Genomic DNA, 25,851 nt, shown 5'->3' on the forward strand with positions numbered 1-25,851 from the left:
AAATATAGAAAACATATAGCTTGGGGGAATTTAAAATGGCTGATATGCAAACTCCATTTGCGTTAATTTTACATGGTGGCAATGCGAGAAGTGCGGCGCTTGAAGCAATTGCTTTTGCAAGACAAGGAGATTTCGGGAATGCCGGTGAAAAGATGAAACTTGCTAGTGAGGAAATTTCAGCAGCGCATCGTATTCAAACGGATTTAATTCAAGAAGAGGCAAGAGGAAATCATGCAGAAATTAGTTTACTGTTGGTGCACGCACAAGATCATTTAATGAATGCAATTACAGTGAAAGAACTGGCTGAAGAATTTATTGCTCTTCATAAACGAGTAGAAGAGAAAGTGACCGTATAAGATGTACATTTTATTATGTTGTGCAGCAGGTATGTCAACGAGTATGGTCGTAAGAAAAATGCAAGAAGAGGCAAAGAAACAGGGGAAGAATTATAAAATTAAGGCAGTTGATTCAGAACTAGTGAAGCTTGAAATTAAGGAAGCCGATGTCATTTTAATTGGCCCACAGGTGAAATATTTATTTCCAGCTGTAGAATTTCTTGCAAATTCATACAATATACCAGTTGCGATTATAGACCAACGAGATTATGGCATGTGTGATGGTTTGAAGGTGCTTAAGCAAGCAGAACAATTAGTTTTAGCATAATTATATCTTTTTAAATATAAACATTATAATGTTATAAAGTTTATTTCATTCTTTTATAGTAGAGAGAAAGAGGAGGGCTATTGATGAATGGGTTTATGAGTTTTATGGAACAAAAGATTATGCCAACAACGCAAAAGATTGCAGGACAACGACATTTATTAGCAATTCGAAACGGGGTTATTTCTACATTGCCGTTAACGATCGTCGGATCATTTTTTGTTATCTTTTTAAATTTACCAATTGATGCATATATGGAATGGATTGCACCGTTTCGCCATATTTTAGATATTCCATTCCGATTTACAGTAGGACTAATGGCATTATACGCAGCGTTTGGTGTAGGGGCTTCGCTCGCGAACTTTTATCAGCTCAATCAGTTAAGTGCAGGGTTATTATCTGTACTCGCCTTTTTACTAGCATCAGTTGAACCAATTCAAATTACGAAAGCTGTACCAGGTGTTATTGATGCAGGTAGATATATTTCAGTAGGAACATTAAGTGCAACGTCTTTATTCGGCGCAATTGTTACAGCATTAATTGCAGTAGAAATTTATCATTTTATGATTAAGCATAATATCTCCATTAAATTACCAGATAGTGTACCACCAGCAGTTTCAAATTCGTTTGCAGCATTAATTCCAACATTAGCAGTTATTCTTTTATTCTGGGGCATTCGCTACGGTTTGAAATTTGATGTGAATACAACGATCACATATTTAATCGCACCATTAAAATCAGTATTAGTAGGAAATAATTTATTCGGTGGTTTATTAACAGTATTCTTAATCGTGTTTTTCTGGTCATTCGGTATACATGGACCAGCGATTTTAGGACCAATTATTCGTCCGATGTGGGATTCAGCAATTCTTGAAAATATGGAAGTATTCACGGCTACAGGAAATGCACATCAGTTACCAAACTTATTTACAGAGCAATTTATTCAATGGTTCGTATGGATTGGCGGATCAGGCTCAACGTTAGCTTTAGTAATTATGTTTATGTTCTCTAAATCTAAGTTCCTAAAAGAGTTAGGTAGATTATCATTCGTACCAGGTTTATTCAATATTAACGAACCAATTATTTTTGGGGCACCGATTGTAATGAACCCAATTCTAATTATTCCGTTCGTTATTACACCGTTAGTGACAACGACAGTATCATATTTTGCAGTTGTTTCAGGTATGATTCCACTTATGATGGCGAAACTGCCATTTACGATGTTAGCACCAATTGCAGCGGTAATTAGTACGGACTGGACAATTATGGCTGGTGTACTTGTACTTGTTAACTTTGTCATCTCATTCGTTATTTACTATCCATTCTTCAAAATGTATGAGAAACAACAATTAGCAGGAGAGGAGAAAACAGAATGCTCGGAGCAATTATCATCTTAATTACATTCGTGGTCGGACAGTGTATTGCCCATTATTCGAAATGGGTACAAAGTAAATCTTTATTAGTGTTACTACTAGTATCAGTTTTATTTATCGGTTGTTCAATGGGTGCATATGTAATGTTAGGATTGCAATCACCGTACGTAATTATTGTACCGACAATTTTATGTGCAACGTGTTTATCTGCAAAATATAGATTTACGAGCATGGCATTAATACAACGTGTGAAGGAGATGCAAAAGCATGGAGCGTAAATTAGGAATTTCACTTTATCCAGAACATTCAACGAAAGAAAAAGATATGGCTTATATTTCCGCAGCGGCACGACACGGTTTCTCAAGAATATTTACTTGTTTGTTATCTGTGAATCGTCCGAAAGAAGAAATTGTAGCTGAATTTAAAGAGATTATCAATCACGCAAAAGATAACAATATGGAAGTTATTTTAGATGTAGCTCCAGCTGTGTTTGATCAGCTTGGTATTAGTTATAGCGATCTATCATTTTTCGCAGAATTAGGCGCAGACGGTATTCGTTTAGATGTAGGTTTTGACGGATTAACGGAAGCGAAAATGACGAATAATCCGTACGGTTTAAAAATTGAGTTAAATGTAAGTAGCGATATTGCGTACTTAGAAAATATTCTTTCGCATCAAGCGAATAAATCAGCTTTAATTGGTTGCCATAATTTTTATCCGCAAAAATTCACTGGTCTTCCATACGATTATTTCATTCGCTGTAGTGAACGCTTTAAAAAGCATGGTATTCGCAGTGCAGCCTTTATTACATCACATGTCGCAAACATCGGTCCATGGGATATTAACGATGGATTATGTACATTAGAAGAGCATCGTAATTTACCAATTGAAGTACAAGCGAAGCATTTATGGGCAACAGGGTTAATTGATGATGTCATTATCGGAAATGCTTATGCGAGTGAGGAAGAGTTAGAGAAACTAGGAAACTTAAATCGCTACATGTTACAGCTAAAAGTGCACTTTGTAGACGAAGCGACTGAAGTAGAGAAGAGAGCTACGCTGCAAGAATTACACGTAAGGCGCGGCGACATAACAGAGTATATGGTACGTTCTACAGAAGTACGTAAAAAGTACAAAGATTATGACTTCCCAGTGCGTGAAAGTGTGCTGCAGGAAAGAGGGCAAGTTGTAATTGGAAACAATTCATTTGGTAAGTATAAAGGTGAACTGCAAATCATTCTGAAAGAAATGCCGATAGATGAACGGAAAAATATTGTCGGTACAATTGCAGAAGAGGAGTTATTCTTACTAGATTATGTAGGAGCTTGGACGCAGTTTACTTGTGTGGAATAGGGAAGAGAAGGAGAGGATGCTGTGACATCCTCTTTTTTCTGTTGAAATAGTAATCTATCGTATATAGAATGCAAAGAGATAGACTTAATTTGGACGGGAGAGAAGGAGATGGAAGAGTATATAGATGATTTATTAAGGCGGATGGCTGATGAGGAAACAGAGATTTGGCATCGTGCGTATGATGAAGCAAAAGCGTTAAATGACTTATTAACTTTTCTTTATTTACAGCAGAAGGTAATCAAAGCAAAAAAGGTATCTATGAAGAAAGATATTTATTATTTAATGACGAAACTCGCCATCAATACGAAGGAAATCTATATTGCTGATTATCTTATAGATCGTTTGGAATGTGAACAAAGCCCGACTTTGTTAAGTGAACTGCTTAGTAATATTTATACATTGCCAGAAATAAGTAGTACAAATAAAATCATTCCGTATATTTATCATAAAAACGATAGTGTTCGTTATTGGGCAGTTGCTTCCTTAAAGTTATATAAATCGTTAGAAGCGGAAAGTGCGTTGCTAAAGTTGTTGGATACTGAAGAAAATAAAGATGAGATTACACATATTTGTTATACATTGTTTGAGATTGGAACGAAGCAATCGATTCTGCCGTTAACAAAGCTTTTATATAGTAATAGTGCCTATGTTCGTTCAACCGTTATTGAGGTTTTAGCAAAAATAGGGGGATCGGACTTACAAATAGTTTATATTGAAGCTTTACATGATAGAAATGTTATGGTGAAATATGAAGCTGTTCGAGCTATTTATACGTATGGCGACGAAATGGCAATGAGAGCAATTTGCGAACGTGTGAATAAAATTGTTGCTAGAAGACGTAAAAATGAAGTAGAGCCTACGGATGAAGCAGAGATTATCATTGCTCTTCGTTTCTTACATAAGTTTGCTAATCATGAAGAAGTTTTAAAGATATTTGATAAGGTATACAAAAAACGTGGAAACTTGTTTATGTCGGAGAGGGAGTGGCTTCGAGACAATATTGCTTACTTTCAAGAGAAAGAAAGAATGTAATAATTATAGAAAAGGAGCCAGTCTCAACGATGAGACTGGCTCTTTTTTATAACTAGTTTAATACTTTAACTGTAACTGTTTTACGTCCCCAGCTACTTGATGAACCTTTATCTGGCATTAAAACGTCGATTTTATTACCTTTAATAGCTCCACCAGTATCACCAGCGATTGCTACTCCGTAACCTTCAACCCATACTTTTGAACCTAATGGAATGACACTTGGATCAACTGCAATTAGTTTCATGTTTGGATTAGCTGTTAAGTTGTGGCCTAAAGCTGATTTTACTTGGTCGCCTGCTTTATAACCATTTTCAAGTGGATCTGCTGTGTAAGCTGTTGCTACAACACGTAACTCACGAGAAGATGATGGTGTACTTGTTTCAGTTTCTTTTGCAACAGGTTGTTGTGTAGCTGGTTTTTGAGCTTTAGCCGCTTCTTGAGCCTTAGCTGCTTCACGAGCTTCAGCTGCCTCTTGAGCTTTAGCTGCTTCACGAGCTTTAGCTGCTTCTTGAGCCTTAGCCGCTGCTTGAGCTTCAGCATCTGCTTGAGCTTTAGCTGCTTCACGAGCTTTAGCTGCCTCTTGAGCTTTAACTTCTGCTTGAGCTTCAGCATCTGCCTGAGCTTTAGCTGCTTCTTGAGCCTTAGCTGCTTCACGAGCTTTAGCCGCTTCTTGAGCTTTAACTTCTGCTTGAGCTTCAGCTGCTTCGCGAGCTTTAGTTGCTTCCACTGCTTTAGCTTTTGCTTGAGTTTCAGCTACTTCCTGAGCTTTAGCTGCTTCACGAACTTTAGCTGTATCTTGAACTGTAGTCGTTTTTTCAACTTTAGCTACTGGTTGAACTTTAACTGGTGCTTTACCTGTTAAGTAAGGAACATGAACATAAGCTGTTTTTCCGTTATATTCAAATTGAATCCAATCATTTTGTACTTGGTGTGTTGTTTCAATTACATCATCTTTTTTCAACTTACCAAGAATCTCTGAGTCTGTGTTTGCCCCAGCACGTACGTTTAATACGTTTGCTGTTACGTAGTAAGTGTCTTTTGTATAGTCAGCGCTTATGAAAGCTTCTTTACCGCTATTCAATTGAACTTTTGACCAACCATTTTCTGTATGTAAAACATTTACTTTATATCCATCTAATAATTTTCCTACAACTTTTGATTCAGTAGTTGGGTTTTCTCGTACGTTTAGTACGTCAGTCGTTACGATTGTTTCTGCTTTAGCAGATGTTGTGAAAATCCCAAGACCAAAAACCGCTGCTGTTGCTATACCCATAAATTTTTTCATAATAGCCTCCATTGCATTTGTTTTCGTTGACCTCATTATAGCAACCATTATTTTCTTATTTGCGAAAAACATAAAATTACAAAGCTTTCGTAATGGGGCATTAATATTCTGTAACAATTCCATAAATATCCTGATAGCGCTTCCTTGTTGTTTTTTGGCGTATTAGGGCATATGAAACACAAAATGAGTAGTATTTCAATTACTGTAACGTTAATAATATTACAGTAATATTTCTTGATGATATCTATAGTGTTACAAAAATAGCTTATTTTACTGTTTGAATGGAAATTTAGTTATGAAACGATAATCTTTTTAGGCGTGAAAATATATAAATGAGGTGAAATTTAATAAAATATCGATATAATTGTTACAAAATCAGTCGAAGTATGGAAAAAATTACGCCTTGATTTTCGTCTGTTACATAGTATTTTTGCAATAATAGGATTAGATAATAGCCTTAGTACCTATAAATAATGAAGAGTATTAGAATGATAGTTGTAACGTGAAACATATATAATAGAAGAAACTCGATTTAATAGGTAAATAAAAAACGCAGGAGTATAAACTCCTACGTTTTTGTTTATTCATATCGTAAACATTCAATTGGATCCAGTTTGGCAGCTTTGTTAGCTGGTAGTAAACCGAATAGTATACCGATTAACATAGATAGGGCAACGGAGATAAGTCCTAGTTTTAGTGAAACGACAAGTGGCCATCCTGCAAACATTGCGACAATCCATGCGAAGAAGATTCCAAGCATAAATCCGACAAAACCACCAAGTGCTGTTAAAATACAAGCTTCGATTAAGAATTGCATTAATACTTTACCACGTGTTGCACCTAATGCTTTACGGATACCAATTTCACGTGTACGCTCTGTTACAGATACTAGCATAATGTTCATTACACCAATACCACCTACAAGTAAGGAAATAGCAGCAATACCACCGAATACACTTTTTAATATACCTGTGAAGCTATCAATTTCTTTTAAGAATTCTTGTGGATCTGGTACTTCAAATTTACCTGAATGCTCTGGTTTTTTTGCTTCATTTAATGATTTTACAACTGCTTCTTGAACAGTTTCCTTATCTTGACCAGGAGCAATTTTTACCGTTACAGAATCGTAGTTGTTTTTCCCGAATAGTACAGGCCAGTTTTCTGCTGAAATGACACCTTCTTTAAATGTCATGCCACCCATCATTGCTTTTATTGAATATACGCCAACTACTTTGTATGGTGTACCTTTTATATCTACATATAAGTTTGGTTCCCATGAAGAATATAATTTATCAAAAGCATCTGTATTTAATACAATTGTGTGTTCAGGTCTGTCTAAATCAGCTGCTGTTAAAAATCTGCCGTGCTCAAGTTTGAATTTAGATGTATCTTCAAAATAATCACCTTTTGCACCGGTAATATCAAGATCTAATTCTTTTTTTCCTGCATATACTTTTTCTTTTCCTTTTACATCTGGATAAACTTCTTGCACACCAGAAATTTTGGATATACTTTCATACATGCTTGAGGAAATTTTGCCGTCCATATCTGAGTAATCTTCTGTCTTATAATTTACAGAAAACTGATCTTTTTTTTCATTCCCGATTTGTTCGCGGAACTTTGCGTTTGTTCCATCCCCAATCGAGATAATAGTAATGATGGCACTAACCCCAATAATAATACCTAACATCGTTAAGATAGAACGCATTTTATGAGCAAAGATAGAGGAAAGGGCCATGCGTATATTTTCACTCGTATTCAAAATTAACCTCTCCAATCTTGGACGATATTTCCGTCACGAATTACAATTTGACGTGCTGCAGCTTCCCCGATTTCACGGTCATGGGTAATCATAATGATTGTTGAGCCTTGTTTATTTAATTCGTAAAAGAGGTCCATAATTTGTGTACTTGTTTTCGTATCAAGTGCTCCCGTCGGTTCATCGGCTAAAATGAATTTCGGGTTATTTACGATTGCGCGGGCAACGGCGACACGTTGCTTTTGACCACCGGATAATTCGTTCGGTAAGTGAGTAGCGCGATCAGCTAAACCGACTTTTGTTAAAGCGGCTAATGAGCGCTCGCGTCTTTCTTTTTTATCGACTCCAGCGTAAATAAGAGGTAGTTCTACATTTTGAAGCGCTGTAAGTCTCGGTAATAACATGAAGTTTTGGAATACGAATCCGATCTCTTTATTACGTACGTGTGCAAGTTCTGTTTCAGTCATGTTTGAAATATTTTGACCGGCTAGTTCGTACGTACCTGTCGTCGGTTTATCTAAGCAACCGATAATGTTCATTAGTGTTGATTTACCAGAACCAGAAGGTCCCATAATTGAAGTGAATTCTCCTTGGTTCAGTGTTACGTCAATTCCGTGTAATATTTGAACGGACTCTGCACCATTTTGGAAGGATTTCGTGATGCCTTTTAAGTTAATCACTGGGCGACAACCTCCATACCATCTTTTAAGTCTTTTTCAGGTTTAGAGATAATTTCCTCTCCTTTTTTCACTCCAGAAACTTTTGCTTCGCTATCAGTCTCGAATTCAACAGTAACTGCTTGTTCTTTCGCCTTACCGTCTTTTACAACGAAGACAACATTTTTGTCACCTTTTTTCACGATACTGCTTTTCGGAACAATTGTACCAGTTGCTTCGCCAGATTTACTTGTTACGTAAACGTGGAAGCCGTTTTGTAATTCGTCACTATTATCTAATGTGACAGTGAATTGATAGTTAGAAACAGTTTTATTTTCATCCATGCTCTTTAATGGTGTAGAACCGATTTCTGTTACTTTTCCTGTCCAAGTCTTACCAGCGACAGTTTTTGATGAAACAGTTACTTCTTGCCCAACTTTCATACTAGCAAGCTCATATTCAGAAATTTGACCTTTTACTTTAAATTGACCAGCGTGACGAAGAGTAATTCCGCTCATACCTGTTTTTTCGTCAGCAGTTTTTACGATATCATCAATTACGCCATCAGCAGGACTTGTTACAGAAAGATTGTTTACTTTCTCTTTTGCTGCTTTAATCATTTCATCAGCTTTTTCAACTTCAAACTTTTTCATTTCAATTTGTGATTCTAATTGCCCAACTTCGGCTTCTGATGCTTTTAATGCTTCAGCAGGAAGGCCTGCATTTTTATCTTTTTGTAATTTTTGTTTCGCTACATCAATTTGTTTTTGGAGCAACGTTACTTCTTTTTGTGCGATTTTCTTTTGCATTTCTGCTTCTGTTACACCTTGTTTCGCAGTCGGATCATTGTATTTAAATAGAAGCTGACCTTTTTTCACTTCATCGCCTTTTTTCACAGCTAATTCATATGTTCCTTTTGTTGGATCGAATGAAATAGTTTCAATTCCATTTGGAATAACTTCGCCACCAAATTTTTGCGCGTTTTGGATTTGTTTTTCGGTTACTTTATATCCGCTATATGCCATTGCTACATCTGAACCGCCACCAGCAAATGCAAAGTATGATCCAGCTGCAATTCCGATTGCTACTACACTAGTAATTAACACTTTATTTTTCTTCTTCATCTATTTATCACCTTTTCGTTCGTTTTAGTATCTACATTAAGTATAGAAGAGGTAAAGAATCTGACAAATCGTTTTAGCTTACAATAACCTTACAGTTTTGTAAGGTATGAATATGTAAATGTAAGGTAGAGGTTGTCCTAGTGTAAGCAAATGAATTGACTCGTCGTTTCTTTCTTACAATAATATTGTATGGAGGAAAGGAGGAAGGAAGATGGAAGCTTATTTTAGCGCACACCCATTAAAACCATTTATTCCATACTCAAGGCAACATGCCCTTATATTATTTATTATGTTGGTGGGGATATTTTTTCTGTATCAATACCAAGATGTATTACGTCAAAGTGAGTGGAATATAACGGTTCGATATGCAATTGCATTTTTATTTATAGGTAGTGAAATTGGGCTTCATATGTGGGAGTGGAAAGCGGGGATTTTTGAGCTAGCTACTTCATTACCGTTTGAATTATGTACGATTAGTTTATTATTAGCGTCGATTATGATCGTAACAAAAAGTTACCGCATATATGAGATTGTATTTTTTACGGGAATTATTGGTGCATCACAAGCTATTTTAACGCCAAACTTGCAGTATGCTTTTCCGCATTTTCGTTTCATTGAATATTTTATCGCGCATATATTGCTCATTTGGGCACCACTCTTTATGACTTGGGTGGAAGGCTATAGACCGACCTTGCAATCTATTAAGCGTACGATGATATTTTTAAACATATTGATTCCGCTTGTTTCGTTTGTGAATTATAAAACAGGCGGTAATTATATGTTTTTAGCTCATAAGCCAGAAACAGCTTCATTACTCGATATGTTAGGACCGCATCCTTACTATATTATTTCATTAGAACTCGCAGCGCTTATTGGGTGTTTTATTTTGTATATGCCGTTTGCAAAAAGAGAAAGGCATGCGCATAAAGAATCACTAGGATCATAACCTAGTGATTTTTTATGTTTGAATATTTACAATTCAGAAAATTAAGAATAAAATTAGAGAGTAAAATATAAAGAGAGAGAAGGGAAAACGTGGTCAAAAAAGTTTTTCTGAATGGGATGGAAGTGACAATTCAATTTATTATTTCGATTTTGGGGATTATTATGTTAGGGGCTCTGCCGAAATTGTTTTATGGATTTAAGCTGGATGTATCAAAGTACATACAGAGTTTAAAAGAAGTGTTTGTGAACTTAATGGATATTTCCAATTTGCAATATGTGAAAGGTAAATTTTTATTTCCGCAGCTGTTCGTCCATTATAAAGAAACGATTATTATTTTTTTAGCTGCTTTTTTTATTTCATTATTTGTAGCATTTTGTATTGTTTATGTAATTATGAGTAGTTCACCGCGTATACAACATCGAATTAAATCATTTCTTATCTTCCTAGAATCTATTCCAGATATCCTTCTTATTTTAGTATCACAAATTTTAGTTATATGGTTTTTTAAACAAACAGGTTTTTTACCTTTTCAAATTGCTTCAATTGGAGGCGAGTCAATTAGAGGATTGCCGATACTTTGTTTGAGCATCCCGACTACGATTATGTTTGTAAAAATGGTCGTGCTTCGTTTTGAAAATGAACTAGAAAAAGATTATGTACTATTTGCTAAGGCGAAAGGGCTGGGGCGCTTTCATATTTTAAATCGTCATATTTTACGAAATGTGTTGCTTAGTACATTATTCTTTGCGAAAACGAATATCTTTTTTATGTTATCTAATTTATATATTATAGAATGGATTTTTAATACGGGTGGTATTTTTATGTTTTTGAAATCTTATTTTGGTATTAGAGTTGAGGTTTTCATCGTTAGTGTGCTTCTTATATATATTCCGATTTTTATTTTATTTAAATTGTTTCATTATCTCATTCCGGCTGCGATGAAGGAGAGATTATAATATGTGGACGTATATAAAACGTGATAAAAGATTTTGGATAAGCATTGGGTTTCTTCTCCTATTAGTTCTTTTGAGCATCGGAAATACGTTATGGAATGATGGACATATTAGACAAGTTACATTGCAATATGATGCGGATGAAAATCCACAAGTGCCACCGTTTTCACCTTCATTACAATTTTTACTCGGGACAGATCGGAAAGGATACGACCTTTTACATTTAGTTATTGAAGGCGCGAAGTGGACGATTGGTATATCTATTTTAATTGCGGCACTTAGAATGGTAATAGGTGTGTTTTTCGGTGTCGTACTCGGAACGTATATAAAAAGAGGATTTTCAAAAATTGAGGCTTTCTTTGATAGTTTTACAGTTATTCCGACAGTTATGATTGCGTATTTTTTTCTTCAATCTGCAAATGCATTTGGAAGCGGGGAGGAAACAACAACCTTTTTTGAAAGGGCTTCGTTTCAAGTTGTCTTACTTGTAATGCTTGTAATGCCAGTTATTGCACTGTATGTTGCGAAGGAAGTTCGTAAATTGCGAACGGAGGAATTTGTTGATGCCGCACGCATATTAGGTGGATCGAGAAGACATATTGTTATAAAGCATCTTTTCCCGCACCTTTATATGACGTTTATACTTGTATTTTTTCAGCAGTTTACGCAGACTCTTACTATTTTACTGCACTTAGGGTTACTAGAAATATTCTTTGGCGGAACGGTTAAGTTTTTAGGACCGATAGAAGAAATAGAATCTTACACACATGAATGGTCAGGGCTAATTGGAGTCTATTTTAGATCTTTAACAGTGCATCCATGGATTCCTCTCGTCCCAATTACATTTTTCGGGCTTACCATTTTTTCAGGAAATATGATTGTAAAAAGTCTAGAAGAGGCGATGTTGAAAGTTCGATTAGGGGGAGAGATAAAGAAGGAAGTTGTAGAAGAGGAACAATCTGCTGTACAGTCAAAGGAAGAGTTGTTTACGTTTAAACATACGATGTGAAGAGAAAAAGAAGCAAGCATGGATTTCATGCTTGCTTCTTTTTACTTTGCAGAAACTTCACCTTCAGCTTCTGTTTGCGGAATAAAGTATCCGATTATACCACCAATTATTGCTGGAACGATCCAGCCGATTCCTAAGTTATAAAAAGGAATCGTGTGTACGATATTAGCGATAAAACTTGGTATCATTCCCACATTATCAAGTGCATGAATACAGCTAATAATGAATGCTGCGATCATTGCTCCGATGTAGACAGAAGGTTTACGTTTCGTATATTTATCGATAAATGATACGAAAATTAAAATGATTGTAATTGGGTACAAAATAATTAATACAGGTAGTGTGATTTTAATTAATAAGCTTAATCCTAAGTTTGAAATAACGAAACTAAAGATACAAACGTATAGTACGAGCTTTTTGTAAGAAACATTTGTTAATACTGTTGCGAAATAGTTGGCGAATGCACTTACAACACCAATTGCTGTTGTTAAACAAGCGAAGATAATGGCGATACTTAATAAAACATTACCGCTTGTCCCAAAGAATTGGTACATAACAGTTGCTAATAGTTGACCACCGTTCTCGAATTGTCCCAAGTTTCCGTTTGAAGCTCCGATATAACCGAGTAAGAAGTAAACAATTGTTAAGAATAGAGCAGCGATACTTCCGCAAATGATTGTATATTTCGCGATAGATTTCTTCTCTTGTATACCGTTTTGACGAATTGCATTTACAACAATTGTTGATAGTACGAGAGCGCCAATTGCATCTAACGTTAAAAATCCTTCAAGAAATCCTTTGAAAAACGGGATGTCTTTATAGTCACCGATAGGCTCTGCAAACGTTCCTGGTGAAAGAATCGCTTTTGTTGCCATAATTGCAATAATTACAAGTAAAATTGGCGTTAATATTTTACCAATATGATCTACTAGCTTGGATGGATTTAATGATAAGAAGTAAACGACTGTAAAGAAAATCGCACTAAAAACTAACATAGAATACCATTGATCTGGGAAAAGTGGTGCAATCCCAATTTCATAAGATACAGATCCAGTTCGTGGAATAACAAATAGTGGGCCGATTGAAAGATAAATAATGATAGCGAATACTGCTGCGAATTTTGGATGAACACGGCTCGCTAAAGTGTTAAAACTACCACCAGCAAGGGCAACAGCAACGATAGCAAGTAAAGATAAACCGACGTCTGTAATAATAAACCCTGTAATGGAAACCCACATATTTTCTCCGGAAGAAAGGCCAAGAAGGGGCGGGAAAATCATATTACCAGCACCGAAGAAAACTGCGAAGAGTAATAAACTAATCGAAAGTATTTGCGCTGGTTTCAAAGTTGTACGCATATAAAGAAAATCCTCCTAATGAGTATTTTTGTCGAAAATTCAAATAATTTGTCGAGTAACTGTTATTATTTTAAAGGTCTGATGACTAGAAAGCAATAGGGAATTTTGAAAAAATTAAAAAATAATGCATTAAATCGAATAAATATACTATTTGTATGTTTAATAGGAAGGATTTAACTTTTAACGTAAAAAAAACACATATCGCTAGGATACGTGTATTAAAAATATATTTTTCTATCGCGTTCTTCTTTTAAAATTTCAACCGCTTCTCGGAAACGTTGTGAATGGACAATTTCTCGTTCGCGTAAAAAGCGTAAACTGTCATTTATGTCGGGATCGTCAGATTGGTTGATAAGCCATTGATATGTGGCACGCGCTTTTTCTTCAGCCGCAATATCTTCGTATAGGTCGGCAATTGGATCACCTTTAGCTTGTATATAGGTTGCAGTAAATGGAACACCAGCTGCGTTATGGTAATGAAGTGCGCTGTCATGATCGACGTAATGAGGGGCGAGACCAGCTGCCTTCATCTGTTCAGGAGTCGCATCTTTTGTCAGCTTATAAACCATTGTAGCAATCATTTCAAGATGCGCAAATTCTTCTGTACCAATATCGGTAAGGAGGCCAATGACTTTATCCGGGATTGTATAACGCTGATTTAAGTAACGTAGTGCAGCAGCTAATTCTCCATCTGCACCACCGTATTGCTCAATTAATAATTTTGCAAGTGCTGGATTACAAGTGCCTACTTTAACAGGGTATTGTAATTTTTTTTCATAAATCCACATAGTTTCTCTCCTTTATATTTGCCATGGCCAAGGACCTTTGCTCCATTCCCAAGGGGCATTAGAATAGCTATTTCCATACTGTTGAAGCGGTCCATATTTTTCTTCCATCTGTTGTTTTAATACTCTTCGTTTATAGGAAAAATCATTAAATTGGTTAATAGCTGCTGTATCGTCTGGGTGGGTGTCTAAGTAAAGGGTTAGTTCAACTAATACAAAGTCTAATTCTTGGAGATTCTCTAAAAGTCGATAATACTCTTCTGGTAGTGGCTGGTTCACGTCAGTAGTCACCGCCCTTTTTTATAAGGATTTTCGTAATAATCATAAAAGATAGGCCATAAGGTTCCTTTTTGTAGTGCTTCTTTCGGTGAGAATTGTGGTAAATTTGGCGGTTGAAAACCTAAATATAAATTAGGAGGGGTAGAGTAATATTTTTTACCAATAGGAGGACAAGGATCTTGAGGACTATGATATGGCACATATGATTTCATATATTTATCCATTAATAAACCTCCCTATATTCTTCATCACTACGTATTGTATTCAGACATAATAGGCCTTTATGACACATATAAAAAAGTAATAGGTACGGGGGGAATGAATGTGGAGAATGTGAAACAATTCATTGTATTGGAAGTGAAAAACTTAAAGGAAACTTTGTATTTTTATGAAGGGATTTTAGGAATCAAGCCTAGTTTAGAAAGACCCCAATTAGATGTAACAGGGGTTTGGTATGATGCTGATTCAATGAGAGTTAATTTTGTAATGAATCGTAGTTTGGGTGGGCGTGAGAAGAGTGTTACGGATTCGGTTGATGTACTAATATTTTCAATTTCTAACATAGAGAACTTAAAGAAGAGGTTAGTGTTTTATAAAATTGCATATACAGAAAACAAAAGTGAGAAGAGTATTGTAGTACAAGACCCAGATGGATATAAAATTCAAGTGATAGAGAAGGACGAATAAACGGAGGGGATTTAGTGGAGAGGAATTATGAAGAAAGTGCATTGTTTGAGCATCAATTTTGGCTAAAGGTGCTTACTGATCATTCGCAATTTTTACTTGATGCATTAGCTCCGAAGGAAAAAGAGGATATAAAAAAGGCCACTTATTTTGTTGAAACATTTACGAATCTGTTAAATAAAGTTCGTAATGTGAATCTCATTGCGTTTTCAAAAGAGGCAGAACGAGCCGCAAAGGAAATACGAACGTTTAAATTAAGTATTATACAGAAACAACTCGAGGGAAAAATCACTATTCATTTTACGCCAACTTTCATCAATCATATGGTAAACGAAGTAGAAGAGTATATAACAGTGTTAGAATTTTTAAATAAAGGAGAAGTTCCGCCTGTTTTTCATGAATTACATTATCATCTCGTTTGGTTAACGGATGCGGCTGGCCATGCAGGGTCTATTTCTGGTGGATTAGATCTTGTTGAAAAAAGATTAAAAGAGAAAAGCGAAGAATTTACGAAGCACTTTGAACAATTTTATTTAAAGGCAGTTGAAATGACGGGGTATTTACGGACAGAGCTTCATCATTTTCCTGCATTAAAGAAGTTTACAAAAGATGTTTCACTTGAGTTAAAATTATTTTCGCATTTTCTCCATGAGGTCGAAGAGCTGGAGTTATCGAATGAAATATTAAGTGCATTATCTGCTAGAATGGCGGATCATATGGCAAGAGAAGAATGTTATTACTTATTAAAATTAGCACAATCGTCTGGACTTGAGATGCCAAAATGTAATCCGCTTTAAAGAAAAAAGAGGTCAATTTTATTTGGCCTCTTTTTCTGCTTTATTTTCTCTTTTTATTTTTGCTTGTTCAATACTTGCCTGTAATGTCTCCATAATATTGATGATGTTTGGAGTTGGAGAGATTGTTTCGGTTTTTTCCTGTTGTTCAATTTTGTTTTCGATTAGTTCGGTAAGGGCTTCTTTATACTCATCTGTATACATCTCTTGTTCAAAAGGATTTGTAAGATGGTGGATTAAATTGATTGCTGCTGTGAGTTCTTGTTTTTGAATCGGATAATTTTCGTTACTTGGTAAGTTAGGTGTATTTGTTATATCGCGAATTTCATTAGGGTAGTGAATAGTTTGTAATATAAGCCCATCTTCAAAGTTACGGATAATAGCTAAATGTTGTTTTTTTCTAATGGAAATATGGATAAGACCAAGTTTATTCGTACGTTCAAGTGCTTCTTTTAATAATAAATATGATTTTTCATGTCCTGAGGTAGGGCCTATAAAATAAGAACGATCGTAGAGAACAGAATCAATTTCGTTATTTTGGATAAAAGATATAATACGAATAGATCTTGGTTCGTGAGCTTTTTGCAACTCAGCTAATTCTTTTTCATCCATAATAATGTACTTATGAGGTGCGTATTCATAGGCTTTTACAATATCTTTATCATCAATTTCTTCATCCGTACAATCAGGAGCAAATTTTTTATATTTAATAGGTGTTAAGCATTCTTTATGAAGACTTAAAAACTTTATATCGTTTTCTTCTACGGCACTGTATAGTTTGATTCCTATATTTAATAGTCCAAGTGAAAGGGCACCTTTCCATACGGTATGCAAATGAAGCCTCTCCTTTCATTCAAAAATGATTATGTATATTATGAGATAGTAAGAAATTTCCTATACGTTTTTTGTTTTTACGGAATGTTAAGCAGGAGGATGTGGGATATAAAATATATTGACAAGCCCTCCAAAATATTTTAATGTGATTGTATAAAATTGTGTATATAAAGGGGAGTAACTTATTACAGTAAAGTCGTCATTACAGGGAGAAACCCTCGGCTTTATTGGCAACGTTTCGTTGTTAGTGAGACCTTTACCAGCAATGGTAAAGGCTCCTTATTGTCTTTTTTAGGACCCTTACCATGTTTGGTAGGGGCCTTTTTGTATACAAAGAGAGGAGATATAAAAATGAAAAAACTTATTAGTAGATTAAGAGTTGTATTTCATGTTCGCCGATTTGTTCCATTCCTATTTGACTTTTTCACTTCAAAAGAGGTTTCAATAAAGAAGAAAATTTTATCTATTGCGTTTTTAGTTGGTTATGTTGCGATGCCGCTCGATTTAATTCCAGACTTCTTACCGTTTATCGGTATTTTAGATGATATTGGAATTGTATTATTTATTTTGAACCGAATTGTAAAAATGGCGCCAGTTCAATTACAAGAAAAGCATAACGTAAACGTAGGATAGGAGTTGGGGTAGAAAATATGGAGCAAATTATTTTAGATATAATCGAGTTTTTAAAGCAATTTTCTTATTTTGGAGTTGTGTTAGCATTAACGTTTGAATTTATTCCAGCAGAAGTAGTTTTGCCCATGGTTGGTTATTGGGTGTACGAGGGAGATATGAATTTTTGGCTTGCTGTATTAGCCGGAACCCTCGGCGGAACGACAGGACCTTTAACGTTATATGCACTCGGTTATTACGGTGGTCGTCCTCTATTAATAAAATACGGGAAATACTTCTTCATTAAAGAAGAACAAATTCAAAAAGCAGATGATTTCTTTGAGAAATATGGACCGGTTGTAGCATTTGTTGGACGCTTTGTGCCAGGAGTTCGAACGCTTATTTCTGTTCCATGTGGTATGGCGAAAATGAACATATGGAAATTTAGCATATATACATTTGTAGCAATGTTCCCGTTAACGACTTTGTATGTTTATTTTGGAATGAAATTAGGTCCACATTGGGAAAAAGCAGCGGATGTTGTTGGGCAATATATGTTACCGATATTAGGAGGCGTTATTCTTATCGTTGCTAGTATCTTTGTCTATAAATATATGAAAAAAAGAAACAAAACAGAATCTATCTAGTCACATGAATATTTTTTGAAAATAGATGAATAGTACAGGCAAAAGACTCTGGGGGACATACACATATAGGGAATATAAAAGAGAGAGGGGAAACAACTATGTCTTGTGAGTGCTCAGGGTCAGCATTAACTTGTTGTCCAGATAAAAATTATGTGCAAGATAAAGTGTGTAGTCCGTGGTCTGCTACTGTAGTTGCAACAGCAATTGATAATGTTCTCTATACAAATAATATTAACCAAAACGTAATTGGTACTGGTTTTGTTAAATATGATGTTGGACCAGGCCCAATTACTGTAGAGGTACTTGATTCTGCTGGGGGTACAATTGATACACAAACATTAAACCCAGGAACGAGTATTGCTTTTACGTATCGCCGCTTTGATAGTATACAAGTTGTGTTACCTGCAACACCTGCTGGAACGTATCAGGGAGAATTTTGTATTACAACACGTTATCCACTTTCATAGCAGAATAGGAGAGGATCGAAATGGGAATGAGAAGTTCCAGTTTGTCTTGTTGTTCTAATAAAACACTTGTGCAAGACCAAGTATGTACAGACTGGTCTATTACAGGTGCTGGTACTCAAATTGTATATACAAATAATATCACGCAAGAAGTATATGGTTCAGGTTACGTGAAGTATGATGTAGGTGCCAACCCGATTACAGTTGATTTTTTAGTAGGTGCAACAGTGGTTGATACAATTACTGTACAACCACAAAGTAGTGGTACTTTCACTGTCCGATATTTTACTACTGTCCGAATTACTACGACAGGAACGACTGTTAATCAAGGAGAGTTTTGTATTACAGTACGTTATCCAATCTCATAAAAAGCATACCGTGAACGGTATGCTTTTTATATTAAGGAAATAATGAAATTGGTATTCTATAAGCAACATGTAAATTCGCAACAGTACTTGCCTTCTAAATATAGTGAAGGATTACTTGTTATATTGATAATATTGATCGACTGTAGGTCTTTTCCTGTGTACGATATTGTATTACCAGGAAACACAGTGAAAATATTGGTTACTGTTCCAACGATTTGAATTGTAATTGCTTCGTTGCTGCTAGTACTATTGTAAACCGAGACAGTACCTGATATAAGTAGTATCCCATCACTTTGCCATAGTATCATTAATTGTGATGCATCTTTGGCAGAGGAGATGGTGTTATTAGTTATGAGGAAATTCCCTGCAAATTCATTTGTTACTCGCTCGCAATTTGGATTTGGAGGAGGGGGCGGTGGACAAGGGTCTGGACAAATAATAGATAAAGGAGCGAAACAGCCGATATTTTTTTTATTCTTCAATACAACCCCTCCTTTTAAGTTGTCTTTTATTACTATTAAATGTAAAAGGTAACTACTCAGCTTCTTCAAATAAAAAAACAGGCCAAATACATGTTTCCGATTCGAAAACATGAAAAGAAAATACTCCAATCAGAGAAAGAATCTATGCCAAATAGAGAAATTCTCTTATGAAGTCGTGTTATTCCAAGGAACCGTTCTAGTTTCTATGACTTGGTTTATCGCTTGTAAGACCGATTGTTTTTGTTTTTTCATGGTACTCATAAAGCTTCGTATCTGACAAAAAGATTCTGCGCCTTTCTTACTTCGGAAAGTCCCAGACACTTTCTGTTTTACTTTCGTCATCCGAATATCCCGTTCTGCTTGATTGTTATCAAATGGAATGGCTGGATGTTCTAAAAACGCTAGAATTCTGTCAGAATACTTGACGAAGCGATTCCATAAATTTTGAGAAGGCGTCTGCTTTCCTTTCTTCTTTTGTTTCGTGGAAAGAATCTGTTGTTCTTTCAATATGGATTGATACATAATAAACAGATTCTTTTGCGTCGCTTTTGGCATGGTACCTTCGGATTGCTTTTTCATCGTCAACGCTTGCGTTAGAAATTTCTGCATCTGTTGTGCCCATTGTTCTCCAGTACTATCTATAATTCCTTGTAAATCTCGTAAGAGATGGGCATTACATAAAACGTGACGACAATCTGTATACGCATCATACGATTTCCAACCATCATGCATCGCAATTCCAGAAAAAGATGGCAAGATTTCTCCAGCATCCATTGCTTCTTTTCCACGTTTTTGATGAATATGTTGCAATGTCACCTCCGGTGTACTGGCAGTATGTAACCATTGTGTTTTGTTTTCTACACGCATACCAGTTTCATCAAAATGGACAACAGGAGACTGCAGAATCTTTTCCTTTACTTCTTTTATGAATGGCTGCAATTGAGAAGCGAAAGCCTGTGTATGATTTACCAGGGTTCCTTCGCTTATAGAATGTCCAAAACAATCCTGAAAGAATTCTTTTGTTCGCTTCAAAGAAATGCATTGATAATGCGTTAAATAGGGAATCAGTCTTTTTATATTTGGACCATATTGAACAGGACGAGATACTGTCGAAGGAAATTGGGCTTCTTGGATAGAATGGCAATGTGGGCATTCTTTCTGTTCTACTTTATGTTCTGTCACTTCGATCTGAATAGGTGGTAAGTCATACACTTGGCGAATGCGATACCCTTTTACAGGCTCGTGGTTCAAGGAAGTATGACAACAAGTACAATATGTAGGAGAATGTGTAATCGTATGATCTGGAGTCGCTGTCAAACCAAGAGTATGTCCCTTGTGGCCCAACTGGCCACCCGTTTGACGATGAGACGGTTTGCGCAAACTTTTTGTAACGGGCTTACCCAAACCATCTGTAGAAGGTGGCTTATGACTATTTTTGGAGTTTTTTTTTGAAGCATTTTCTAGTTCTTGTATACGTTTTTCTAACTTAGAAAATGTTTCTTCAAATAAAGAAATAACAGCTTCAGGTCCTTTTTTATATGTATCTAAAATAATTTTTCGATCGACCATAAGATTCACCTCCCCTGTTTGATATACTCAGTATTTACAAATGGGAGGCATATGAAACTAGTAAAATTTAAAAAAGACACCGAAAGGTGGCTGAGTAGTTACTGTAAAAGCATGGCCGATGTGTTAAAAAAAGAAGGAAATATTAAAAATTAAGATTGTCTAATAGGCTTAAACCTTAACTTATCATTAGTGTTATAGAAAAGATTATATGTGAATAGTCATAGGAAAAGAATGATCAGACTCTTTTAGACAAAAGGTGGTTGTATACAATAGTACGAGTAATGTTGGACTTAATTTCTAATTAACTGTATATTTACAAAAATCTAATAAAGTTCATTTGTTATTTAAACGACATTAACATGTATTAGATAAAATAGCCCTTGTAATGAATCAATTATTATGAGGAGGATTCACGTGGACAGAAATGCTTTAAGAAAAGTAAAAGGCCTTATTGGATTATTAATGTTTTTTGTATTAGCATTCGTATCATTTCCATGGAGTACATCAGTCAAGGCGGAAGAGAAAAAGCAAGAAAAGGCATCAAGTGAGAAGAAGATAGTTTTTCCAGTTGTAAGTGATGTGCATATTAAAAACAGTGGAACAGATGATACGTTTCGCTGGAAAAGAGCGATTGAACAGTTTAATACACTAGCACCAAAGCAAGATGCATTTGTTATTGTAGGTGATTTCACAGATACAGGATCAGTGCAGCAATATGATCGTTTCATGCAAGTGTATAATGAAAATGCAAATAAAGATGCCGTGAGAATGAATTCTCTTGGTAACCATGATTATTGGAACGGTTTATCTGTAGAGGGCGCACAGAAGCGTTTCTTAGAAAAAACAGGTATGGAATCAATTTATTATCATAAAGTGGTAAAAGGTTATCACTTCCTTGTTATGTCTCCAGAGAATGGAACAACTCATGGCTATTATTCGGACAAGCAAATTAATTGGTTAAAAGAAGAAATGGCAAAAGCGCAAAAAGATGATCCAGAAAAACCGATTTTTGTATTTTTACATCAACACATTAAAGAGACAGTATACGGTAGTCATGAATGGGGAACACAAGATAGCGCAAAAATTAATGCAGTATTAAAAGAATACCCACAAGTTATTACGTTTTCAGGTCATTCACATTATCCATTAGATGATCCGAGATCGATACATCAAAAAGACTTTACATCAGTTGGTACATCTTCAGTAAGTTATATGGAAGTTGAAGGTGGTAAAGTACAAGGGAATATCCCGCCAGGAGCTAGTACGTTAAGCCAAGGTTTATTAGTAGAAGTAGATGATAAAGAAGTAACGATTAATCGTCGTGATTTCCATACGAATTCTTGGACAGGCGAGCCTTGGAAAATTAAATTACCAGCAAAGAAAGAAACATTTACACATGTAGAAGATCGTGATAAAGAAAAGCCATACTTTGCTAAGGATGTAAAGCTTGCTGTATCAAATGTAACAGAAAATGCGGCAACAGTAACATTCCCACAAGCGTTGGACAACCTCCTTGTTCACTCTTACCGTGTGCAGGCTAGAGATAAGCAAACGGGTGAAATGAAAATAAATTGTTAGCATTCTCAGAGTTTTATCGTGATCCAGTGCCGAAAGATCTTACGTTTACACTGGCAGGGTTAGATGGCGGGAAAACATATACACTTGAAGTTGTTGCAATTGATTCGTTTGGTAATGAAAGTGCGCAGCCTTTAACGGCAGAAATTACTACGAAAAAAGATGAGATTGATCCGAATGTAAAAGTGCCAAAGGCTGATGTTTTCGATGTGAATTTTGCAGATGGTACATTTAAAGACAATTCACCATTTGGTACAAAAGGTGATGTGAAGGGCAATGTGACTATTGAATATGATAAAGCATTGAAAAAGAATGTTATGAAGTTAAACGGACAATCTAATACATTTGGATACCTTCCATTTTCAGCAGCACAAAAAGAGAAAGTAGCAAATACATTTACGTTAGAAACGGTATTTTCAATGAATCAAATCCGTGGCCAAGGTATTTTGCAAAATACAGAGAGCGGCGGAATTGGATTTGAGTCTACAGGAAGTGGATATGTTGAATTATGGGCTCACATTGGTGGCAGCTATAAACGTGTTGGAGTTCAATTAGAAGCGAACAAAACGTATCATTTAACAGGAACGTATAACGGAAGTGAAGTAGCTATTTATGTCGATGGTAAAAAAGTAAATAGCCAACCAGCTACAGGGAAAGTGTATCATCCAAATGTACCATTTGCACTTGGAGCGGATCCTGATAGCAATGGAAATGGTGGCATTCCGTTAAATGGACAAATCGCGCTTGCGAAATTATATAGTAAAGCGTTAAGTTCTTCAGAAGTATTAGCAGCGTACAATGAGTTTTCTAACCGTACGAAATTAGAGCAAGTGAACGCGTTATATGAAGAGCTTGGAAAAGGGAAAGAAGTGTTAGCTGGTACGTATGAGTTTGGTGATAAGCCAGGTCAATATTCAAAGGAAGCATTTCAAGAACTAGAGAAAAGCTATAATAATGCAAAACAAGTGTTTGAAAATGTAGGGAGCACGGGAGAGCAAATCGTTCAAACATATAACGAATTAAAAACAGCTAATGTAACATTTGTACAATCTAAAGTAGTAGAACAACCGAAAACACCGAAAGAAAAATTACAAATCAATATTGAATCTGCAAAAGTAGTAGTGAAAAAAGCGCAAGATGCAAATGTAACGGACGGTTCAGTGAAAGCACTGAGTCAAAAAATTACAGTGGCCGAAGCTGTAGTGAAAGATGTAAAAGTAAAAGATACACAGGTAGAAACAATGAATCGTACATTAGAGTATACGATTTCACTTGTTGAAAAAAGCATAAACAAATAAGAGAGAAGAAAAGAAGCTTATCATGATAGGCTTCTTTTTTGTTATACTAAAATTAGTATAGAATGAAGGAGCGAATAATTTGGAACAGAAAAAGCTAAAAAGAATTCTTGAATATGTATGGATCGCGGTTGTGCTCCTTGTAGGATATTATTTCTTAAAAGAAAAAAGTATATGGGTTTTATTTTTAATGACGTTTTTATTAGCGGGTTTAGGCACGTTATTTATTAATTTCTTCTTTGATAGTTTAAATGCCTGGAAGAATAAAAAGAAGGGAACGAAGTAAAGGAGGGAATATATGCAAAAGTGGAAGCTCATATATCAGGTGATTATTTTCCTATTGCTTGTAGGTATTGGAATTGTGAAATACGCAACGCCAATAGGAAATTGGGCATGGTTTACAGCTTGCATCGGCATATTTTTCATTTTACAGTCGTTAACGAAAAAATATAATAGTACAGAAAAATAGCTCGCCGCTAAAACGGCGAGCTATTTTGTTATGCTTTTTTCTTTTCATCATTTGTTTTTTCAATAGCTAAATGACTATGTTTCCTAGAGTAGAAGAAATAGAAGCATAAGCCGACTATAAGCCAAACTGCAAAGCTAATCCATGTTGTTTTAGACAAATTGATCATTAAATATAAGCAGCAAAGAATCGCGACAACTGGTAATACAGGTACGAAAGGTGTACGGAATCCACGTTTTAAATCAGGGTGTGTTTTTCGTAAAATAAGTACTGCGCAGCAAACGAATGTAAAGGCTGTTAACGTACCGATGTTTACTAAATTCGCTAGCAAATGTAAGTCTAAAAGGCCTGCTAATAAAGCAGCAACAACGCCAGTAATCCACGTATTTAATAAAGGGATTTTTACTTTTTTATTTACACGTGCTAACGCTTTTGGAAGTAAACCGTCACGGCTCATCGCATACGAAACGCGAACTTGTCCATACATAACGACTAAGAGAACGGTTGTCATTCCAGTCATCGCTCCAACAGCGAGTAGTCCTGCAATTGTATCCTCACCAACGAAATGCAATGCAAATGCAACTGGATCAGAAACGTCTAATTGCGTATAAGGAACCATACCTGTTAAAACGAAAGATACGATCATATATAAAACAGTACAAATAAGAAGAGAACCGATAATACCAATTGGTAAGTCACGCTGCGGTTTTTTCGTTTCTTCTGCAGCTGTTGCGATTGCATCAAATCCTAAGAAGGCGAAGAACACAGTGGCAGCCCCAGTAATAATACCGTCGTATCCGAATGGGATGAACGGTGTCCAGTTTTCAGGTTTTACATATTTTGCACCTGCTACGATAAAGGCGATAATAACGGCTAACTTAATAAGAACCATAATATTATTAATGCGTGCACTTTCACGTATACCAAAACTTAAAAGGCCAGTAATAAGAAGTAAAATGCAGACAGCTGGTAAATCGATGAGACCACCTTTTCCTACGCCGGGGGCCGAGGCGATTATGGCGGGCAGGTGTATATTGAACCCTTGTAGTAATGATTGCAAATAACCAGACCAACCGACAGCTACTGCCGCGACTGCAAGTAAATATTCGAGCATTAAACACCATCCGACGATGAAGGCGACGACTTCTCCGACTGTCATATATGCGTAAGTATACACACTTCCTGAGACAGGAATAGAAGAAGCAAATTCAGCATAACAAAAGGCTACACAAGCACAAGTAAATGCAGCAATAAGGAATGATAGCATAATACCAGGACCAGAATGTTTTGCTGCAACAATACCTGTTAATACAAAGATCCCTGTCCCAATTACGGCGCCGATTCCTAAAAATGTTAAATCGAGTGCAGTTAATGTTCTAGCTAGCTGCTTTGGTGATTCAGTACTAAGCGCTTTTTTTCGTAATAATGACTTCACTTTGGACTCTCCCCCCGTTTTTTCATTTCCATAACTGCGACTATAGTATGAGTCCAT

30 protein-coding genes and 1 pseudogene are annotated in these 25,851 nt (G+C 35.8%); 19 read left to right on the forward strand and 12 right to left on the reverse strand.

What is annotated here, in order from left to right:
* The first annotated feature begins 35 nt into the window (after nucleotides 1–35).
* The 6 genes from MHH55_RS25790 to MHH55_RS25815 all read left to right on the forward strand — a co-directional run bounded on the left by MHH55_RS25790 (nucleotide 36) and on the right by MHH55_RS25815 (nucleotide 4,418).
* Nucleotides 36–356, forward strand: a complete 321-nt coding sequence (locus MHH55_RS25790; RefSeq protein ID WP_000774631.1) for a PTS lactose/cellobiose transporter subunit IIA — start codon at nucleotides 36–38, stop codon at nucleotides 354–356.
* Between the two features lies 1 nt (nucleotide 357).
* The gene (locus tag MHH55_RS25795) at nucleotides 358–663 is read left to right on the forward strand and encodes a PTS sugar transporter subunit IIB (protein WP_048655905.1); all 306 of its coding nucleotides are present in this window, start codon (nucleotides 358–360) and stop codon (nucleotides 661–663) included.
* A gap of 83 nt (nucleotides 664–746) precedes the next feature.
* Complete coding sequence (locus MHH55_RS25800; protein WP_001013053.1) at nucleotides 747–2,057, forward strand: PTS sugar transporter subunit IIC; 1,311 nt, start codon at nucleotides 747–749, stop codon at nucleotides 2,055–2,057.
* On the forward strand, nucleotides 2,033–2,311 hold the full coding sequence (locus tag MHH55_RS25805) for a hypothetical protein (protein WP_000900048.1): 279 nt from the start codon (nucleotides 2,033–2,035) through the stop codon (nucleotides 2,309–2,311). The genes MHH55_RS25800 and MHH55_RS25805 overlap by 25 nt, the downstream gene beginning before the upstream one ends.
* Entirely contained in the window at nucleotides 2,301–3,386 is a 1,086-nt protein-coding gene (locus MHH55_RS25810; RefSeq protein ID WP_078187024.1) for a DUF871 domain-containing protein, read from the forward strand. The genes MHH55_RS25805 and MHH55_RS25810 overlap by 11 nt, the downstream gene beginning before the upstream one ends.
* Nucleotides 3,387–3,494: 108 nt before the next feature.
* Nucleotides 3,495–4,418 (forward strand): HEAT repeat domain-containing protein, encoded by a 924-nt coding sequence (locus tag MHH55_RS25815; protein WP_048538586.1) that lies wholly within the window; start codon nucleotides 3,495–3,497, stop codon nucleotides 4,416–4,418.
* 52 nt (nucleotides 4,419–4,470) lie between these two features.
* On the opposite strand, the gene entC is transcribed toward MHH55_RS25815, so the two are convergent.
* The 4 genes from entC to MHH55_RS25835 all read right to left on the reverse strand — a co-directional run bounded on the left by entC (nucleotide 4,471) and on the right by MHH55_RS25835 (nucleotide 9,242).
* Nucleotides 4,471–5,826 (reverse strand): cell wall-binding protein EntC, encoded by a 1,356-nt coding sequence (entC, locus tag MHH55_RS25820; protein ID WP_071739640.1) that lies wholly within the window; start codon nucleotides 5,824–5,826, stop codon nucleotides 4,471–4,473.
* 457 nt (nucleotides 5,827–6,283) lie between these two features.
* Nucleotides 6,284–7,441 carry an ABC transporter permease gene (locus MHH55_RS25825; protein ID WP_002197439.1) on the reverse strand — a complete coding sequence of 386 codons (1,158 nt, stop codon included), beginning with the start codon at nucleotides 7,439–7,441 and terminating at the stop codon, nucleotides 6,284–6,286.
* A gap of 26 nt (nucleotides 7,442–7,467) precedes the next feature.
* Entirely contained in the window at nucleotides 7,468–8,142 is a 675-nt protein-coding gene (locus MHH55_RS25830; protein WP_000609104.1) for an ABC transporter ATP-binding protein, read from the reverse strand.
* Nucleotides 8,139–9,242, reverse strand: a complete 1,104-nt coding sequence (locus MHH55_RS25835; RefSeq protein WP_000728807.1) for an efflux RND transporter periplasmic adaptor subunit — start codon at nucleotides 9,240–9,242, stop codon at nucleotides 8,139–8,141. Before MHH55_RS25835 ends, MHH55_RS25830 begins: the two co-directional genes overlap by 4 nt.
* Nucleotides 9,243–9,453: 211 nt before the next feature.
* On the opposite strand from MHH55_RS25835, the gene MHH55_RS25840 reads away from it, so the two are divergent.
* The 3 genes from MHH55_RS25840 to MHH55_RS25850 all read left to right on the forward strand — a co-directional run bounded on the left by MHH55_RS25840 (nucleotide 9,454) and on the right by MHH55_RS25850 (nucleotide 12,150).
* Nucleotides 9,454–10,188, forward strand: coding sequence for a YwaF family protein (locus MHH55_RS25840; protein ID WP_000388698.1), 735 nt, complete (start codon nucleotides 9,454–9,456; stop codon nucleotides 10,186–10,188).
* Between the two features lie 89 nt (nucleotides 10,189–10,277).
* Complete coding sequence (locus tag MHH55_RS25845) at nucleotides 10,278–11,144, forward strand: ABC transporter permease subunit (protein WP_000239670.1); 867 nt, start codon at nucleotides 10,278–10,280, stop codon at nucleotides 11,142–11,144.
* Between the two features lies 1 nt (nucleotide 11,145).
* Nucleotides 11,146–12,150 (forward strand): ABC transporter permease, encoded by a 1,005-nt coding sequence (locus MHH55_RS25850; RefSeq protein ID WP_000269976.1) that lies wholly within the window; start codon nucleotides 11,146–11,148, stop codon nucleotides 12,148–12,150.
* Nucleotides 12,151–12,191: 41 nt separating this feature from the next.
* On the opposite strand, the gene brnQ2 is transcribed toward MHH55_RS25850, so the two are convergent.
* From brnQ2 to MHH55_RS25870, 4 genes are all read right to left on the reverse strand, one after another.
* Nucleotides 12,192–13,508 (reverse strand): branched-chain amino acid transport system II carrier protein BrnQ2, encoded by a 1,317-nt coding sequence (brnQ2, locus tag MHH55_RS25855; RefSeq protein ID WP_001260934.1) that lies wholly within the window; start codon nucleotides 13,506–13,508, stop codon nucleotides 12,192–12,194.
* 218 nt (nucleotides 13,509–13,726) lie between these two features.
* On the reverse strand, nucleotides 13,727–14,296 hold the full coding sequence (cotJC, locus tag MHH55_RS25860) for a spore coat protein CotJC (RefSeq protein ID WP_078187025.1): 570 nt from the start codon (nucleotides 14,294–14,296) through the stop codon (nucleotides 13,727–13,729).
* Between the two features lie 12 nt (nucleotides 14,297–14,308).
* Nucleotides 14,309–14,572 (reverse strand): spore coat protein CotJB, encoded by a 264-nt coding sequence (gene cotJB, locus MHH55_RS25865; protein WP_001075543.1) that lies wholly within the window; start codon nucleotides 14,570–14,572, stop codon nucleotides 14,309–14,311.
* 8 nt (nucleotides 14,573–14,580) lie between these two features.
* Entirely contained in the window at nucleotides 14,581–14,796 is a 216-nt protein-coding gene (locus tag MHH55_RS25870; RefSeq protein WP_000362187.1) for a spore coat associated protein CotJA, read from the reverse strand.
* Nucleotides 14,797–14,830: 34 nt separating this feature from the next.
* On the opposite strand from MHH55_RS25870, the gene MHH55_RS25875 reads away from it, so the two are divergent.
* Both MHH55_RS25875 and MHH55_RS25880 read left to right on the forward strand, forming a co-directional pair.
* Nucleotides 14,831–15,259, forward strand: a complete 429-nt coding sequence (locus MHH55_RS25875) for a VOC family protein (protein ID WP_176116596.1) — start codon at nucleotides 14,831–14,833, stop codon at nucleotides 15,257–15,259.
* Between the two features lie 14 nt (nucleotides 15,260–15,273).
* Nucleotides 15,274–16,053, forward strand: a complete 780-nt coding sequence (locus MHH55_RS25880; RefSeq protein ID WP_000440988.1) for a DUF2935 domain-containing protein — start codon at nucleotides 15,274–15,276, stop codon at nucleotides 16,051–16,053.
* A gap of 18 nt (nucleotides 16,054–16,071) precedes the next feature.
* On the opposite strand, the gene ku is transcribed toward MHH55_RS25880, so the two are convergent.
* On the reverse strand, nucleotides 16,072–16,884 hold the full coding sequence (gene ku, locus MHH55_RS25885) for a non-homologous end joining protein Ku (RefSeq protein WP_000557737.1): 813 nt from the start codon (nucleotides 16,882–16,884) through the stop codon (nucleotides 16,072–16,074).
* 351 nt (nucleotides 16,885–17,235) lie between these two features.
* Between ku and MHH55_RS25890 the strand changes: the two genes are divergently transcribed.
* From MHH55_RS25890 to MHH55_RS25905, 4 genes are all read left to right on the forward strand, one after another.
* Nucleotides 17,236–17,517, forward strand: coding sequence for a YkvA family protein (locus tag MHH55_RS25890; RefSeq protein ID WP_000733844.1), 282 nt, complete (start codon nucleotides 17,236–17,238; stop codon nucleotides 17,515–17,517).
* Between the two features lie 17 nt (nucleotides 17,518–17,534).
* Nucleotides 17,535–18,140: a DedA family protein gene (locus MHH55_RS25895; protein ID WP_000435017.1), complete on the forward strand. Its 606-nt coding sequence runs from the start codon at nucleotides 17,535–17,537 to the stop codon at nucleotides 18,138–18,140.
* A 98-nt stretch (nucleotides 18,141–18,238) separates the two neighbouring features.
* Complete coding sequence (locus MHH55_RS25900; protein WP_001277537.1) at nucleotides 18,239–18,607, forward strand: DUF3992 domain-containing protein; 369 nt, start codon at nucleotides 18,239–18,241, stop codon at nucleotides 18,605–18,607.
* A 20-nt stretch (nucleotides 18,608–18,627) separates the two neighbouring features.
* Nucleotides 18,628–18,972 carry a DUF3992 domain-containing protein gene (locus tag MHH55_RS25905; RefSeq protein WP_000525819.1) on the forward strand — a complete coding sequence of 115 codons (345 nt, stop codon included), beginning with the start codon at nucleotides 18,628–18,630 and terminating at the stop codon, nucleotides 18,970–18,972.
* 56 nt (nucleotides 18,973–19,028) lie between these two features.
* Here the strand turns inward: MHH55_RS25905 and MHH55_RS25910 are convergent, their stop codons facing one another.
* Nucleotides 19,029–19,412, reverse strand: a complete 384-nt coding sequence (locus MHH55_RS25910) for an S-Ena type endospore appendage (protein WP_225989749.1) — start codon at nucleotides 19,410–19,412, stop codon at nucleotides 19,029–19,031.
* Here MHH55_RS25910 and MHH55_RS25915 point away from each other — a divergent pair.
* Entirely contained in the window at nucleotides 19,324–19,506 is a 183-nt protein-coding gene (locus MHH55_RS25915; protein WP_340881625.1) for a hypothetical protein, read from the forward strand. The two genes, MHH55_RS25910 and MHH55_RS25915, sit on opposite strands and share 89 nt — an antisense overlap.
* A 113-nt stretch (nucleotides 19,507–19,619) precedes the next feature.
* Here MHH55_RS25915 and tnpC read toward each other — a convergent pair whose 3' ends face one another.
* The gene (tnpC, locus tag MHH55_RS25920) at nucleotides 19,620–21,023 is read right to left on the reverse strand and encodes an IS66 family transposase (RefSeq protein WP_100910632.1); all 1,404 of its coding nucleotides are present in this window, start codon (nucleotides 21,021–21,023) and stop codon (nucleotides 19,620–19,622) included.
* A gap of 414 nt (nucleotides 21,024–21,437) precedes the next feature.
* Between tnpC and MHH55_RS25925 the strand changes: the two are divergent.
* The 3 genes and pseudogenes from MHH55_RS25925 (at nucleotide 21,438) to MHH55_RS25935 (ending at nucleotide 24,362) form a co-directional block, all read left to right on the forward strand.
* Nucleotides 21,438–23,896 (forward strand): annotated as a pseudogene (locus tag MHH55_RS25925) (LamG-like jellyroll fold domain-containing protein).
* A 79-nt stretch (nucleotides 23,897–23,975) separates the two neighbouring features.
* Nucleotides 23,976–24,179 carry a hypothetical protein gene (locus MHH55_RS25930; protein ID WP_000435797.1) on the forward strand — a complete coding sequence of 68 codons (204 nt, stop codon included), beginning with the start codon at nucleotides 23,976–23,978 and terminating at the stop codon, nucleotides 24,177–24,179.
* 12 nt (nucleotides 24,180–24,191) lie between these two features.
* Complete coding sequence (locus MHH55_RS25935) at nucleotides 24,192–24,362, forward strand: hypothetical protein (protein WP_001174838.1); 171 nt, start codon at nucleotides 24,192–24,194, stop codon at nucleotides 24,360–24,362.
* Between the two features lie 28 nt (nucleotides 24,363–24,390).
* Here the strand turns inward: MHH55_RS25935 and MHH55_RS25940 are convergent, their stop codons facing one another.
* Nucleotides 24,391–25,851, reverse strand: a complete 1,461-nt coding sequence (locus tag MHH55_RS25940) for an amino acid permease (protein ID WP_002040681.1) — start codon at nucleotides 25,849–25,851, stop codon at nucleotides 24,391–24,393.

It is taken from the genome of Bacillus sp. FSL K6-2944 (genome assembly GCF_038005385.1).
Taxonomy (GTDB): domain Bacteria; phylum Bacillota; class Bacilli; order Bacillales; family Bacillaceae_G; genus Bacillus_A; species Bacillus_A cereus.

Excerpts from the sequence above, each read along its gene's own strand:
- MHH55_RS25890 (WP_000733844.1), top strand. The coding sequence starts at position 17,236 with ATGAAAAAACTTATTAGTAGATTAAGAGTTGTATTTCATGTTCGCCGA.
- MHH55_RS25935 (WP_001174838.1), top strand. The coding sequence starts at position 24,192 with ATGCAAAAGTGGAAGCTCATATATCAGGTGATTATTTTCCTATTGCTT.
- MHH55_RS25790 (WP_000774631.1), top strand. The coding sequence starts at position 36 with ATGGCTGATATGCAAACTCCATTTGCGTTAATTTTACATGGTGGCAAT.
- MHH55_RS25810 (WP_078187024.1), top strand. The coding sequence starts at position 2,301 with ATGGAGCGTAAATTAGGAATTTCACTTTATCCAGAACATTCAACGAAA.
- MHH55_RS25870 (WP_000362187.1), bottom strand. The coding sequence starts at position 14,796 with ATGGATAAATATATGAAATCATATGTGCCATATCATAGTCCTCAAGAT.
- MHH55_RS25805 (WP_000900048.1), top strand. The coding sequence starts at position 2,033 with ATGCTCGGAGCAATTATCATCTTAATTACATTCGTGGTCGGACAGTGT.
- MHH55_RS25800 (WP_001013053.1), top strand. The coding sequence starts at position 747 with ATGAATGGGTTTATGAGTTTTATGGAACAAAAGATTATGCCAACAACG.
- MHH55_RS25900 (WP_001277537.1), top strand. The coding sequence starts at position 18,239 with ATGTCTTGTGAGTGCTCAGGGTCAGCATTAACTTGTTGTCCAGATAAA.
- MHH55_RS25850 (WP_000269976.1), top strand. The coding sequence starts at position 11,146 with ATGTGGACGTATATAAAACGTGATAAAAGATTTTGGATAAGCATTGGG.
- entC (WP_071739640.1), bottom strand. The coding sequence starts at position 5,826 with ATGGAATTGTTACAGAATATTAATGCCCCATTACGAAAGCTTTGTAAT.
- MHH55_RS25815 (WP_048538586.1), top strand. The coding sequence starts at position 3,495 with ATGGAAGAGTATATAGATGATTTATTAAGGCGGATGGCTGATGAGGAA.
- tnpC (WP_100910632.1), bottom strand. The coding sequence starts at position 21,023 with ATGGTCGATCGAAAAATTATTTTAGATACATATAAAAAAGGACCTGAA.
- MHH55_RS25795 (WP_048655905.1), top strand. The coding sequence starts at position 358 with ATGTACATTTTATTATGTTGTGCAGCAGGTATGTCAACGAGTATGGTC.
- MHH55_RS25825 (WP_002197439.1), bottom strand. The coding sequence starts at position 7,441 with ATGGCCCTTTCCTCTATCTTTGCTCATAAAATGCGTTCTATCTTAACG.
- MHH55_RS25915 (WP_340881625.1), top strand. The coding sequence starts at position 19,324 with ATGAGGAAATTCCCTGCAAATTCATTTGTTACTCGCTCGCAATTTGGA.
- MHH55_RS25940 (WP_002040681.1), bottom strand. The coding sequence starts at position 25,851 with ATGGACTCATACTATAGTCGCAGTTATGGAAATGAAAAAACGGGGGGA.
- cotJC (WP_078187025.1), bottom strand. The coding sequence starts at position 14,296 with ATGTGGATTTATGAAAAAAAATTACAATACCCTGTTAAAGTAGGCACT.
- MHH55_RS25905 (WP_000525819.1), top strand. The coding sequence starts at position 18,628 with ATGGGAATGAGAAGTTCCAGTTTGTCTTGTTGTTCTAATAAAACACTT.
- MHH55_RS25835 (WP_000728807.1), bottom strand. The coding sequence starts at position 9,242 with ATGAAGAAGAAAAATAAAGTGTTAATTACTAGTGTAGTAGCAATCGGA.
- MHH55_RS25895 (WP_000435017.1), top strand. The coding sequence starts at position 17,535 with ATGGAGCAAATTATTTTAGATATAATCGAGTTTTTAAAGCAATTTTCT.
- brnQ2 (WP_001260934.1), bottom strand. The coding sequence starts at position 13,508 with ATGCGTACAACTTTGAAACCAGCGCAAATACTTTCGATTAGTTTATTA.
- MHH55_RS25840 (WP_000388698.1), top strand. The coding sequence starts at position 9,454 with ATGGAAGCTTATTTTAGCGCACACCCATTAAAACCATTTATTCCATAC.